The following is a 13,561-nucleotide window of genomic DNA, read 5'->3' on the forward strand; positions in this document are numbered from 1 at the left end:
TCAGATGCCCTTCCCCGTCTCGACTTTCTTGATTTCGATGGCTGTCGCCGGCGTGCGGCCGACCTGCTCGGCGATCGACTGTCGCTTAACGCCCGGCTTGTGGCGCAGCGTCAGCACGATCGCGCCGATCATGGCGACCAGAAGCACCAGGCCGGCGATCTGGAAGTAATAAAGGTAGTCCGTATAGAGGATGTCGCCGAGCGCCGCCGTATTGGTGCGGGTCGCGATGTCGGGCGTCTTCTGCGCCACCGTCGAGGCGAGCTGCGGCGCGAAGGTGTAGCCTCCCAGCACAATGATCAGCTCGGCCGCCAGGATCAGCCCCACCAGCGCGCCGATCGGTGCATATTGCAAGGCGCCGCTCTTCAGTTCCGCGAAGTCGACATCCAGCATCATGACCACGAACAGGAACAGGACCATGACCGCGCCGACGTAGACGACAAGCAGGATCATCGCCAGGAACTCGGCACCGGTGAGCAGGAACAGACCAGCCGCGTTAAAGAAGGTCAGGATCAGGTACAGCACCGAATGCACGGGGTTGCGCGACGAGATGACCATGAAGGCCGACGCCACCGCGATAAAGGCGAAGAGGTAGAAGAAGGCCGCCTCTAGTCCGTTCAGCATAGGGGTTCCCCTAGGTTCCTGTTGGGCCTGGCTGGCGCCCTGCCCCACTCTCGGCCTCGCCCCGCCTCCGGTTGCGAAACCGCGTTGTCCTTAGACGAGCCGTTGCGGCGCGTCCACTTTTCAAAACTCACCGATACGGCGCATCCAAAGCGATGTTGCGCGCGAGCTCGCGCTCCCACCGGTCGCCGTTGGCCAGCAACTTGTCCTTGTCGTAAAAGAGCTCTTCGCGCGTTTCCGTCGCGAATTCGAAATTCGGCCCCTCCACGATGGCGTCCACCGGGCAGGCTTCCTGGCAGAAGCCGCAATAGATGCACTTCACCATGTCGATGTCGTAGCGCACGGTGCGGCGGGTGCCGTCGTTGCGACGTGGACCGGCCTCGATGGTAATGGCCTGCGCGGGGCAGATCGCCTCGCACAGCTTGCAGGCGATGCAGCGTTCCTCGCCGTTGGGATAACGGCGCAACGCGTGTTCGCCACGGAAGCGAGGGCTGATCGGCCCCTTCTCGTGCGGATAGTTGATCGTTTCCTTCGGCGCCACGAACTGCCGCATCGACAGGAAGAAAGCGCCGACGAAGTCCTTCAGCAGCAACGCCTTGGCGGCTTGAGTGAGAGCACCCATCATGCCCATCCCGTAATCTTGAGGAATGCCGCGGTCGCGACCACCATGAACAGCGAGATCGGCAGGAATACCTTCCAGCCCAGCCGCATCAGTTGGTCGTAGCGGTAGCGCGGCACGAATGCCTTCACCATGGAGATGAAGAAGAACACCAGGCAGACCTTGAGCACGAACCAGATCACACCCGGCACCCAGGTGAAGGGCGCGAAGTCGAAGGGCGGCAGCCATCCGCCGAGGAACAGGATGGTGCAGAGCGCGCACATCAGCACGATCGCCACATATTCCCCGAGGAAGAACAGCAGGAACGGCGTCGACGAATACTCGACCATGTGGCCGGCGACGAGTTCGGACTCGGCTTCGACCAGGTCGAAGGGCGGTCTGTTCGTCTCGGCCAGTGCCGAGATGAAGAAGATGATGAACATCGGGAACAAGCCGAGCCAGTGCCAATCAAGGAAGGTGTTGGGCAGGCCGAGCTTGGTTCCCAGACCGTCCTGCTGCGACAGCACGATATCGGAAAGGTTCAACGAGCCGACGCAAAGCAGCACGGTGACGATGACGAAGCCGATCGAGACTTCGTAGGACACCATCTGTGCTGCCGAACGCAGCGCCCCGAGGAAGGGATACTTCGAGTTCGACGCCCAGCCGCCCATGATCACGCCGTAGACCTCCAGCGAGGAGATGGCGAAGACGTAGAGGATACCGACATTGATGTTGGCGATCGCCCAGCCGTCACTGACCGGGATGACCGCCCAGGCAGCGATGGCCAGAACCGCCGAAACCAGTGGCGCCAGCAGGAACACGCCCTTGTTGGCGCCAGCCGGAATGACCGGTTCCTTGAACACGAATTTGAACAGGTCGGCGAAGGCCTGCAGCGTGCCCCAGGGGCCGACGACATTCGGACCGCGGCGCAACTGCACCGCCGCCCAGATCTTGCGGTCGGCATAAAGGATATACGCCACGAAGATCAGCAGAACGACGATCAGCACGACCGACTTCAACAGGATCAGCAGCGCTGGCAGCACGTAGAAGGAGAAGAAGCTGTCCATGGTTTATTCCGCTGCCTGCCTGAAGCCGTTCTTCGCGAGCGCCGAGCATTCGGCCATCACCGCCGAAGCGCGTGCAATCGGGTTCGTCAAATAGAAATCCGCCACCGCCGAAGTGAAGGCTGCCTTGGTAAGGCGCCCGCCAAGCTTTGCCGCCTTAGCGACGTCGCCAGCCTCGGTGGCCGCGATCTGGTCGATGCGGGCAAGATGCGGATGCTCGCCGTAAAGCTTCTGCCTCAGTTGCGCCAGCGAATCGAAGGGCAGCTTCTTGCCCAGCACATCCGACAGCGCACGCAGGATCGCCCAATCCTCGCGAGCGTCGCCAGGGGCGAAGCCTGCGCGGTTGGTCTGCTGTACGCGGCCCTCGGTGTTGACGTAGGTGCCCGACTTCTCGGTGTAGGCCGCGGCAGGCAGGATGACGTCGGCGCGGTGTGCACCGGCATCGCCATGCGTACCGATATAGACGACGAAACCCGAAGCCTTGGCCATATCGAGTTCATCGGCACCGAGCAGGAACAGTACCTCGCTGTCGCTCAGGATGCCCGCGGTGTCCTTGCCGCCCTCGCCCGGCACGAAGCCGATGTCGAGACCGCCGACGCGGGCAGCTGCGGTATGCAGCACGGCAAAGCCGTTCCAGCCGTCCTTCACCGCGCCGACTGCCTGAGCAAGCTTGGCGACCTGGCCGAGTACGGCGGCGCCGTCCGAGCGCGACAGCGCGGCCTGGCCGACGATGATGAGCGGATGTTCGGCCTTCTTCAGCGTCTGGAAGAACTTGCCGTTGCCTTCGGCGATGTCCTTCAGTGTGTCGGGGCCGGCACCGAGCGCCTCATAGTCGTAGCGGGTGTCGCCGACTTCGCCGATGACGGCAACCGGCAGGTTGCCGGCACGCCAGCGCTTGCGGATACGAGCATTGAGCACCGAAGCCTCGAAGCGGGGATTGGCGCCGACAATGAGCACGGCATCAGCCTGCTCGATGCCTTCGATGGTCGGGTTGAAGATGTAGCTGGCGCGACCAAGAGACGGATCCAGTGCGGCGCCGTCCTGGCGGCAGTCGATGCTGACCGAGCCGAGCGACTGCGCGAGCAGCTTCAGCGCATACATTTCCTCGACGGCAGCAAGGTCGCCGGCGATGGCGCCGATCTTCTCAGGCGTCGCCTTGGCGACGGCGCCCTTCACGGCTTCAAAAGCTTCAGCCCAGGTCGCCGGGGCCAGCTTGCCGTTCTTGCGTACATAAGGCCGGTCGAGGCGCTGCGTGCGCAGGCCGTCCCAGATGTAGCGGGTCTTGTCGGAAATCCACTCCTCGTTCACCGCTTCGTTGACACGCGGCAGGATGCGCATGACTTCGCGACCGCGACTGTCAACGCGGATAGCCGAGCCGACGGCGTCCATGACGTCGATCGATTCGGTCTTGGTCAGTTCCCACGGACGCGCTGTGAAGGCAAAGGGCTTCGAGGTCAGCGCGCCGACCGGGCAGAGGTCGACGACATTGCCCTGCAACTCCGACGTCATCGCCTGTTCGAGATAGGTGGTGATCTCAGCGTCTTCACCACGACCGATCAGGCCCAGTTCGGAAATGCCAGCGACTTCGGTGGTGAAGCGGACGCAGCGCGTGCAATGGATGCAGCGGTTCATCACTGTCTTCACCAACGGGCCGATATACTTGTCCTCGACCGCGCGCTTGTTCTCGTGGAAGCGCGAGGAATCGACGCCGAAGGCCATCGCCTGATCCTGCAGGTCGCATTCGCCGCCCTGGTCGCAGATCGGGCAGTCGAGCGGATGGTTGATCAGCAGGAACTCCATCACGCCTTCGCGCGCCTTCTTCACCATCGGCGAATTGGTCAGCATTTCCGGCGGTTCACCGTTCGGGCCGGGGCGCAAGTCGCGTACGCCCATGGCGCAGGAAGCCTGCGGCTTGGGCGGACCGCCCTTCACCTCGACCAGGCACATGCGGCAGTTGCCGGCAATCGACAAACGCTCATGGAAACAGAAGCGCGGCACTTCCGCGCCCGCCGCTTCCGCCGCCTGCAGCAGCGTGTAGTGGTCGGGTACCTCGATCTCTTTCCCGTCGACCTTGAGCTTTGCCATCAATTGCTCCTGGCGGCCTGGGCCGCTTCGTATGCGTTGCGAACGGCGAGCACATCGTGCGTGTCGTGGACCTGCATCGCCGTCGTCTTTCCTTCGCTCAGTTTTTCGTCTTGGCGGTCAAAGCCGCCGCTTGTTCCAGCCAGCCGTCGCGTTCGACGCGGCCCTTGAAGCCGAGATAGTCGTCCACCCAGGCAACCTCGGCGGGCGTCCAGGCAGCGACCTGCGCATAGGTCCAGATGCCGAGGTCATTGAGAACCTTCTCAAGCTTCGGACCAACACCGGTGATCACCTTGAGATCATCTGGAGCAGCAGGCTTGTCGATGGTAGCCGGCTTGCGGAAGCCTTCCGGCATCAAGGCAGCCACAGTCGCGGCGGGAGCCGGCACTTCGGTCACGACAGCCTCGGTGGACTGAGCCTCTTCGGCCGTCTCGACGACTGGTTCGGCGATCTTCTCGGCCACGGATTGCGCCTCGGCGATGAGCCTCCTGGTGGTGGCGCGCGCCCGCGCTGCCGGGGCCTTTTCAGCCGGTATATCATCGCGACCGGCGAAGCTTTCGGTGGAACCCGGGAAATCGTCCAGGACCGGCTGCATCAGGCGCTGCGAAATTTCGGCGGCACCGGTCAGCGCGCCGACCCAAACGCCGAAGGCATGGCTTGCCAGGCCGAAGCCAAGCGCGGAGAACGCTGCGGCGCCGGCGACCGGGTGCGCGAACAGGTTGACGGCACTGGCCATCTCCTGCGGCATCATCCTGGTCAGATCCTGAGTCATTTTCTCGAATTCGTTCCTGTCAGGCACTGCGTCGGGTATGGGAAACATCGACATTGGCTCACTCCTAAGCCGTTTCGTTCCTGATGCCCTGCTTTCAGCCGTTTCCTTGAAATCCGGGTTTGTCCCGGTTTTCGTTTCTTGCCTCTATTTACTCAGCCGCCACCAGCACCGGCTCAGCGCGGTGCGCATTGCGGGTGAACTCGTCGATGCGGCGCTCGATCTCCGGACGGAAATTGCGGATCAGGCCCTGAATCGGCCAGGCCGCCGCATCGCCCAGCGCGCAGATCGTGTGACCTTCGATCTGCTTCGTGACGTCGAGCAGCATGTCGATCTCGCGCTTCTGCGCCTCGCCCCGCACCAGTCGCTCCATCACGCGCCACATCCAGCCGGTGCCTTCGCGGCACGGCGTGCACTGGCCGCAGCTCTCATGCTTGAAGAAATAGGCAAGCCGGGCGATCGCCTTCACGATATCCGTCGACTTATCCATCACGATGACAGCCGCGGTACCGAAGGACGACTTCAGTTCGCGCATGCCATCGAAATCCATCGGCGCGTCGAGGATATCCGGTCCCTTGATGACCGGGCACGAAGCGCCGCCAGGAATGACGGCGAGCAGATTGTCCCAGCCGCCGCGCACACCGCCGCCATGCTTCTCGACGAGTTCACGGAAGGTGATGCCCATTGCCTCTTCGACCGTGCAGGGCGTGTTGACGTGGCCAACCAGCATGAACAACTTGGTGCCGACATTGTTCGGACGGCCGATCGACGAGAACCAGGCCGCACCGCGGCGCAGAATGGTCGGAGCGACTGCGATCGACTCGACATTGTTGACCGTGGTCGGGCAGCCATAAAGGCCGACATTTGCCGGGAACGGCGGCTTCAGGCGCGGCTGGCCCTTCTTGCCTTCGAGGCTTTCCAGCAGCGCAGTTTCTTCGCCGCAGATATAGGCGCCGGCACCGTGATGGACGTAGACGTCGAAATCGTAGCCGTTCTTGTTGCCCTTGCCGATCAGCTTGGCCTCATAGGCCTCGTCGATGGCCCGCTGCAGGGCTTCGCGTTCGCGGATGAACTCGCCGCGCACGTAGATGTAGGCTGCCACCGCACCCATGGCGAAGCCGGCGAGCAGGCAACCTTCGACCAATGTGTGAGGATCGTGGCGCAGAATATCGCGATCCTTGCAGGTTCCCGGTTCGGATTCGTCGGCATTGACGACGAGATAGCTCGGACGGCCATCGCTCTGCTTGGGCATGAACGACCATTTGAGGCCCGTCGGGAAGCCGGCGCCGCCGCGACCGCGCAGGCCCGACGCCTTCATCTCGTTGATGATCCAGTCGCGGCCCTTGTCGATGATGGCCTTGGTGCCATCCCACTGTCCACGCGCCATGGCGCCTTGCAGCGACTGGTCGAAGCGGCCGTAGATATTGGTGAAGATGCGGTCCTTGTCCTGAAGCATTTTTCGTCCCTCAGACCGGTTTCTTGCCGAACACGCGGATGTATTCCTCGACCCCGCCCTTGGCGAGCGCCTTGGCCTGCTTCACCCAGTCCTCACGCTCGATGCGGCCGTGGAAGGAAAGATAGCCGTCGACCCATTCGCGCTCGGCCTTTTTCCAGGACGCCACCTGGGCATAGGTGAAGATGCCGAGTTCATGCAGCGTCGCCTCAATCTTCGGACCGACTCCGGAGATCAGCTTGAGATCGTCAACGGCAGCCGGCTTCGAGATTCCCTTCGGCCGGTTCTTGTGGTCGAGCGAAGGCTTGGCGGGCGCAGCTTCCCTCTTTGCCGGGGCTTTCTTGGGCGCGGCAGCGGCGGTTTCAGCCTTGGCGGATACCGCGGCCGGCTTGGCTTCGGCCTTGGCCTTCGGCGCCTTGACGCTCGTGGCATTTTCAGCAGCCGGAGCGGCCTTGACCTTCGATGGCGTTTTCACTGCCGGGCTGGTTTCGATGGCGTTGGTCTTCGGCTTGGCGGCGTTGGACGGGGGCACGGCGGCAGCCTTGACCGGCTCGGCAGCGACAAGAGGCGTTTCCTTCGTGGTCCGTGCAGCTGCCTTGGTCGCCTTGTCGCGCGTGGACTTGAGGATCGCCTTCTCATCGGCCAACGCGGTGAAGCCGCTCACCGGCGCCGAGAAATGGCGGCCGTTCTGCGGACCGACTGGCACGGAATGCCCCTTGCCTGCTTCGAAATCATCGATGATCTCGGCCAGCCGCTCCGGCGTCAGATCCTCATAGGTATCCTTGAAGATCATGACCATCGGCGCGTTCACGCAGGCGCCGAGGCACTCGACCTCTTCCCACGACAGCGTACCGGCTTCGTTGGTGTGGAACTGGTCGTGATGGATCTTGGAACGGCAGACATCCATCAGCTCTTCGGAGCCGCGCAGCATGCAGGGCGTGGTGCCGCATACCTGGACGTGGGCGCGGGTGCCGACCGGCTTCAGCTGGTACTGCGTATAGAAGGTGGCGACTTCCAGCCCGCGGATATAGGGCATGCCCAGCATCTCGCAGATCGACTCGATCGCAGCCTTGGTGACCCAGCCTTCCTGCTCCTGCGCCAGCATCAGAAGCGGGATGATGGCCGACTGTTCACGGCCCTTGGGATATTTGGCGATCCACTTCCTGGCCGACGCCGAATTCGCCTTGTTGAAGGCGAAGGAAGCTGGCTGGACGCTGGCATCTGCGAGACGACGGACTGACATGGCCTATTGCTTACCTGTTTCCTGCTCGGACACGCGATAGCACTTGGTGGTGCCGTCGCGGACACAAACATATTCTTCTACGCCACGAACCATTCGCATGAATTTTCCATGACGAGCCGCCACATAGCTTACGTCGCATTCGCGCAGCGGGCCGCCTATCGAAGCCATGAACATCGGCTCGCTCTGTTCCCGACAGAGCGGGTCTCCCATTACAAATATCCCGGTATCCATAGGACGCATTATCTGCCGTTCCATGATGAGATCGCCGGCCGCAATCGGCAAAAACCCTTCGTCCACCAAAGCATCAACGGAATCTGCAACCCCCTCGGCGCTTGCCAGCGATGGCAAGGCGAGCAACGCTGCAACGTTGACTGCCATTAGCGCGCCAAGCCTCACCGATCCACCTCTCCGAACACGATGTCGAGGGATCCGAGGATGGCGGTGACGTCGGCCAGCATGTGGCCGCGGCACAGGAAATCCATGGCCTGCAGATGCGCGAAACCGGGTGCGCGCAGCTTGCAGCGATAAGGCTTGTTGGTGCCGTCGGAGACCATGAAGACGCCGAACTCGCCCTTCGGCGCTTCGACGGCGGCATAGACCTCACCGGCCGGCACGCGATAACCCTCGGTGTAGAGCTTGAAGTGATGGATGAGCGCTTCCATCGAACGCTTCATCTCGCCACGCTTCGGCGGCACCACCTTGCCGTCGATGTTCGACACCGGACCGGCGCTCTCCTTGCCAAGCAGAAGATCGATGCACTGCCGCATGATGCGGGCCGACTGGCGCATCTCTTCCATGCGGATGAGATAGCGATCGTAGCAGTCACCGTTCTTGCCGATGGGAATGTCGAATTCCAGCTCGGAATAGCATTCGTAGGGCTGCGACTTGCGCAAATCCCAGGCCGCACCCGAACCACGCACCATCACACCCGAGAAACCCCAGGCCCAGGCATCAGCCAGCGAGACGACGCCGATATCGGCATTGCGCTGCTTGAAGATGCGGTTGGGCGTGAGCAGTGCATCGAGATCGTCGAGCGACTTCAGGAACGGATCGATCCATCTGCCGATGTCTTCGATGAGCTGCTTCGGCAGGTCCTGGTGCACACCACCTGGACGGAAATAGGCGGCATGCATGCGCGAGCCGGATGCCCGCTCATAGAACACCATCAGCTTTTCGCGCTCGACAAAGCCCCACAGCGGTGGGGTAAGCGCGCCCACGTCCATGGCCTGCGTCGTCACATTGAGAATGTGCGACATGATGCGGCCGATTTCGGAATAGAGAACGCGGATCAACTGGCCGCGCTTCGGCACCTCGATGCCGAGCAGCTTCTCGGCGGCGAGCGCGAAAGCATGCTCCTGGTTCATCGGCGCGCAATAGTCGAGCCGGTCGAGATAAGGCACGGCCTGCAGATAGGTCTTGTGTTCGATCAGCTTCTCGGTGCCGCGGTGCAGCAGGCCGATATGCGGATCGACGCGATCAACCACCTCACCATCCAGCTCCAGCACGAGACGCAGAACGCCGTGCGCGGCCGGATGCTGCGGGCCGAAGTTGATATTGAAGTTGCGAACTGAGGTCTCAGCCATTTGTTTTCACAGACCTTGCTGCCTAGAGCGCCTTCACGAGCCGAGCCACGACATACGCGGTCGCGCCGGCTGGAACCAGCCACAGCACCTTGCGCACCATCGAGCCGCCAGCCGCTTTGTCGCCGGTCATTGCTTCGCCTTTTCATCGCCCGGCAGCACGTAGTCCGTGCCTTCCCAGGGCGAGAGGAAATCAAAACTGCGGAATTCCTGCTTCAGCTCCACCGGCTCGTAGATCACGCGCTTGGCCTCGTCGTCGTAGCGCACTTCGACGAAACCGGTGAGCGGGAAGTCCTTGCGCAGCGGATGACCGTCGAAACCGTAGTCCGTCAGGATGCGGCGCAGATCCGGATGACCGGAGAACAGCACACCATAAAGATCGTAGGTCTCGCGCTCGAACCAGTCGGCACCTGGCCAGACGGCGGTCACGGACGGAACCACCGTTTCCTCATCGGCGTGAGTCTTGAGTCGGATGCGCAGATTCTGCTTCGGCGAGAGCAGGTGGTAGACGACATCGAAGCGCAACGCCCGAGAGGGATAGTCAGCACCGGAGACGTCGATGAACGAAACGAACTGACACTTGGCGTCGTCCCGCAGGAAGGTTGCCGCCTTGACGATATCGGCGGCATTGACCAGCACCGTCAGCTCGCCATAGGCGAGAACGCTGTCGACCACCGTAGCGCCGAGCTTGTCCTTGATGTGAGAGGCAAGGGCGTTGAGGGCTTCACTCATGACAGTTCACCGTTCGATCGTGCCGGTGCGGCGTATCTTCTTCTGCAGAAGAAGCAGGCCGTAGAGCAACGCCTCGGCAGTCGGCGGACAGCCGGGCACATAAATGTCGACTGGCACCACGCGATCGCAGCCGCGCACCACTGAATAGGAATAGTGATAATAACCGCCGCCATTGGCGCAGGAGCCCATCGAGATGACGTAGCGCGGCTCCGGCATCTGGTCGTAGACCTTGCGCAGCGCAGGCGCCATCTTGTTGGTGAGCGTACCGGCGACGATCATCACGTCCGACTGGCGCGGTGATGCGCGTGGCGCGATGCCGAAGCGCTCGCTGTCGTAGCGCGGCATGGCGGTGTGGATCATCTCCACCGCACAGCAGGCCAGACCGAAGGTCATGTACATCAGCGAGCCAGTGCGCGCCCAGGTGATCAGCGCCTCGCTCGAAGTGACGAGGAAGCCCTTGTCGGCGAGCTCGTTGTTGATGTCCAGAAAGAAGGGATCGTCCGAACCGACCGGCTTGCCGGTCTTCGGATCGAGAATGCCTTTCGGCTTTGGTGCGACGAGCGTACCGGAACTGTCGTTCAATCCCATTCCAGCGCTCCTTTTTTCCATTCATAGGCGAAACCGATGGTCAGCACGCCGAGGAAAACCATCATCGACCAGAAGCCGAGCATGCCGATCTGGCTGAACGAGACCGCCCACGGGAACAGGAAGGCCACTTCCAGATCGAAGATGATGAAAAGGATCGACACCAGATAGAAGCGGATGTCGAATTTCATGCGGGCGTCGTCGAAGGAATTGAAACCGCACTCGTAGGCCGACAGCTTTTCCGGGTCCGGATTGCGGTAGGCGACCAGGAATGGCGCCACGATAAGGGCAAGGCCGACGACCAGCGCCACACCGATGAAGAGGACGATGGGCAGGTACGAACTGAGGAGTGCGTTCATGCTGCGACTTTCCATTGGTGGCTGATCCACCTGATACAGCACAAGACCTTAGGGCGGAAGCATGTGGGTTCAACCGCCGGACCGTTTACGGGCCCATGCTGCAATGCGGCGACGGTTAGCGCAGCGCATTCGGCGAAGCAAGTCAAACCTTGTCCAAAATGCGACTGTGGACGCCTCTTCCAGCAAAACTGGTCCGATCAGCTCCTATTTGATTTCCTTCACTTTTTACTCCACTTTTATCTCCTGACAGGATTGAGGGCCAAACCCTGCTAGCATGAGCGGAATCGCCGCCAGCATCGGCTCGTCCCAACAGTCAAAATGTCGTCAGGATGAAAGACCGGATCTCACTCAAAACAGCTCGCCGCATCGCACTCGCCGCGCAGGGCTTTGCCGACCCGCGACCAGTTGGCACACCCGACCGCCGCCACCTTGGGCGCGTGCTTTCGCGTACCGGGCTCTTGCAGATTGATTCCGTCAGTGCCGTGGTGCGCGCGCATTACATGCCGCTCTATTCGCGCCTCGGTCCCTACCCTATGTCCTTGCTCGACGACGCGATGGCACCGGGCCGCAAGCGCCTGCTGTTCGAATACTGGGCGCATGAGGCATCCCTGCTGCCGGTCGAAACCTATCCTCTCATGCGCTGGCGTATGGAACGCGCCGGGCGCGGCGAGGAAATGTATCTGGGGCTCGCCAAATGGGGCTGCCAGAACACGTCCATGATCGAAGAGATCTACCGCGAGGTCGAAGCGCGCGGGCCGATCGCCGCGTCCGAAATCGAGGGCTACAAGGGCAATGGCGGCTGGTGGGGGTGGAGTGCCGCCAAGCACGCTTTCGAATGGCTATTCTGGGCAGGGCGCATCACCACCCATTCGCGTCGCGGATTCGAGCGGCTCTACGATCTGCCGGAACGTGTGCTGCCACGGGCGGTGCTTGATATGCCTGTCCCCTCGCCCGAGGATGCACACCGTGAATTGCTGCGACTTTCGGCGCGAGCCCACGGCGTGGCGACCTATTCCTGCCTGCGCGACTATTTCCGGCTCGCGCCGCACGATACCAAGGGGCGGCTTGAGGAGCTTGTCGAGGAAGGTGAACTGATCCCGGTCCGTGTCGAAGGCTGGGACAAGCCGGCCTATCTGCACAAGGATGCACGCCAGCCGCGCAAGGTCGAGGCGCGTGCCCTGCTTGCCCCCTTCGATCCGCTGGTGTTCGAGCGCAGCCGCGCCGAGAACCTGTTCGACTTCCGCTACCGTATCGAAATCTACACGCCTGCCGAGAAGCGGCAGTATGGCTATTATGTTTTGCCCTTCCTCTATGACGAGAAGATCGTGGCGCGCATTGACCTGAAGGCCGACCGGCCGGCCGGCGTGCTGCGCGTGCATGCCGCCTATGCCGAGCCGGCGGCACCACAAGAAACGGCGGCCGAGCTGTTCGAGGAACTGAAGCTGATGCAAGGCTGGCTTGGCCTCGAGCGTATCGAGGTAGCACCTGCCGGCGATCTCGGCCCTGCGCTCGCCGATGTTGCCATGACAGCGAAGGCAGCCTGAAAAAGCAAAGGAGGCACCGCAGCGCCTCCTTCTCCCTCGGACTCTCTCCGGTTTACTGGAACATGCCCTTGGGTGTCTCACCCTTCAGGAATGGCTCGGTGAAGGCGAAGAGCAACGCTGGCTGAGTAATGACGGCGGTGTGCGAGGTTGCCGGCATGATCGCAAGGCGCGAGGCGGCAAGCGGCTTGCCCATGTCGCCCATCGCACCACCGCCAAGCAGCCGGAACAGCGCAACCGAATGTTCAAGCGTAGCCACATCCGCATCGCCGCTGATGATCAGCACCGGCATCTTCAGCGCCTTCACGTCGGCCTCCCAGGCCATCGGCTCCTTCTCGAGCTGGATCAGCTTGGCGACAAGGGCGGGGAAACCGTCCGGATTGGCGGCGAGCTTCTTGTAATCGGCGGCGAAAGGCATGTTGACGAACATCTCGACGTTCATCTGCGGGATGAAGGCGGTGAATTCAGGTTGCCAGCCCTTGGCGTCATAAGCCGCGGAGGCAGCAACGAGCTTGTTGACCTTTTCGGGATGACGGATGGCGAGTTGCAGGCCGGCGGCTGCGCCCATCGAATAGCCGAACACGTCCGCCTTCTTCAGCCCTACCTTGTCCATGAAGCCGGCGACATCGTCTGCGAGGTTGGGATAGGTGATCGGCCGGTCGATATCGGTGGTGCGGCCATGTCCCTGGAACTCCAGCGCATAGACCTTATGGGTCTTGGCCAGCGTCGGGATGATCTCGCCCATGGAAGGGATGTTCATGTAGGCGCCATGCAGGACGACCAGCGGCTCACCCTCGCCTGACACCTCGTAGTACATCTTCATGCCATTGACCTCGACGCGATCGCCGACGGCATCGGATCCGGCGAATGCCGGGCCGGCGAGAAAGGTGGCAGCGGCAACTAACAATGCGCGGAACATAAGGTTCTCCGTTGGTTG

General features: G+C 62.0%; 14 protein-coding genes. 1 reads left to right on the top strand and 13 read right to left on the bottom strand.

The window, feature by feature from the left end; all coding sequences use genetic code 11:
- From AO692_RS00690 to AO692_RS00745, 12 genes are all read right to left on the bottom strand, one after another.
- On the bottom strand, positions 1-621 hold the full coding sequence (locus AO692_RS00690; RefSeq protein ID WP_054308101.1) for an NADH-quinone oxidoreductase subunit J: 621 nt from the start codon (positions 619-621) through the stop codon (positions 1-3).
- A gap of 127 nt (positions 622-748) precedes the next feature.
- Positions 749-1,240 (bottom strand): NADH-quinone oxidoreductase subunit NuoI, encoded by a 492-nt coding sequence (gene nuoI, locus AO692_RS00695; RefSeq protein ID WP_054308102.1) that lies wholly within the window; start codon positions 1,238-1,240, stop codon positions 749-751.
- The gene (nuoH, locus tag AO692_RS00700) at positions 1,240-2,283 is read right to left on the bottom strand and encodes an NADH-quinone oxidoreductase subunit NuoH (protein ID WP_054308103.1); all 1,044 of its coding nucleotides are present in this window, start codon (positions 2,281-2,283) and stop codon (positions 1,240-1,242) included. The genes nuoI and nuoH overlap by 1 nt, the downstream gene beginning before the upstream one ends.
- A gap of 3 nt (positions 2,284-2,286) precedes the next feature.
- The gene (gene nuoG, locus AO692_RS00705) at positions 2,287-4,365 is read right to left on the bottom strand and encodes an NADH-quinone oxidoreductase subunit NuoG (RefSeq protein WP_054308104.1); all 2,079 of its coding nucleotides are present in this window, start codon (positions 4,363-4,365) and stop codon (positions 2,287-2,289) included.
- A 97-nt stretch (positions 4,366-4,462) separates the two neighbouring features.
- Positions 4,463-5,188, bottom strand: coding sequence for an NADH-ubiquinone dehydrogenase (locus tag AO692_RS00710; protein ID WP_054308105.1), 726 nt, complete (start codon positions 5,186-5,188; stop codon positions 4,463-4,465).
- Between the two features lie 94 nt (positions 5,189-5,282).
- Positions 5,283-6,587, bottom strand: coding sequence for an NADH-quinone oxidoreductase subunit NuoF (nuoF, locus tag AO692_RS00715; RefSeq protein ID WP_054308106.1), 1,305 nt, complete (start codon positions 6,585-6,587; stop codon positions 5,283-5,285).
- A 10-nt stretch (positions 6,588-6,597) separates the two neighbouring features.
- The gene (locus AO692_RS00720) at positions 6,598-7,827 is read right to left on the bottom strand and encodes an NADH-quinone oxidoreductase subunit E (RefSeq protein WP_054308107.1); all 1,230 of its coding nucleotides are present in this window, start codon (positions 7,825-7,827) and stop codon (positions 6,598-6,600) included.
- 3 nt (positions 7,828-7,830) lie between these two features.
- A complete protein-coding gene (locus AO692_RS00725) occupies positions 7,831-8,205 on the bottom strand; it encodes a hypothetical protein (RefSeq protein ID WP_152979664.1) in 375 nt (124 codons plus the stop codon).
- Between the two features lie 14 nt (positions 8,206-8,219).
- Positions 8,220-9,410 carry an NADH-quinone oxidoreductase subunit D gene (locus tag AO692_RS00730; protein ID WP_054308109.1) on the bottom strand — a complete coding sequence of 397 codons (1,191 nt, stop codon included), beginning with the start codon at positions 9,408-9,410 and terminating at the stop codon, positions 8,220-8,222.
- 126 nt (positions 9,411-9,536) lie between these two features.
- Positions 9,537-10,139 (bottom strand): NADH-quinone oxidoreductase subunit C, encoded by a 603-nt coding sequence (locus AO692_RS00735; RefSeq protein ID WP_054308110.1) that lies wholly within the window; start codon positions 10,137-10,139, stop codon positions 9,537-9,539.
- A gap of 6 nt (positions 10,140-10,145) precedes the next feature.
- Positions 10,146-10,727, bottom strand: a complete 582-nt coding sequence (locus AO692_RS00740) for an NADH-quinone oxidoreductase subunit B (protein ID WP_054308111.1) — start codon at positions 10,725-10,727, stop codon at positions 10,146-10,148.
- Entirely contained in the window at positions 10,718-11,083 is a 366-nt protein-coding gene (locus AO692_RS00745; protein ID WP_054308112.1) for an NADH-quinone oxidoreductase subunit A, read from the bottom strand. Before AO692_RS00745 ends, AO692_RS00740 begins: the two co-directional genes overlap by 10 nt.
- A 329-nt stretch (positions 11,084-11,412) precedes the next feature.
- On the opposite strand from AO692_RS00745, the gene AO692_RS00750 reads away from it, so the two are divergent.
- A complete protein-coding gene (locus AO692_RS00750; RefSeq protein WP_054308113.1) occupies positions 11,413-12,627 on the top strand; it encodes a winged helix-turn-helix domain-containing protein in 1,215 nt (404 codons plus the stop codon).
- Between the two features lie 52 nt (positions 12,628-12,679).
- Here the strand turns inward: AO692_RS00750 and AO692_RS00755 are convergent, their stop codons facing one another.
- Positions 12,680-13,543, bottom strand: coding sequence for an alpha/beta hydrolase (locus AO692_RS00755; RefSeq protein ID WP_054308114.1), 864 nt, complete (start codon positions 13,541-13,543; stop codon positions 12,680-12,682).
- Positions 13,544-13,561 lie beyond the last annotated feature (18 nt).

This window comes from Mesorhizobium sp. 1M-11 (assembly GCF_001303895.1).
Lineage (GTDB): Bacteria > Pseudomonadota > Alphaproteobacteria > Rhizobiales > Rhizobiaceae > Mesorhizobium.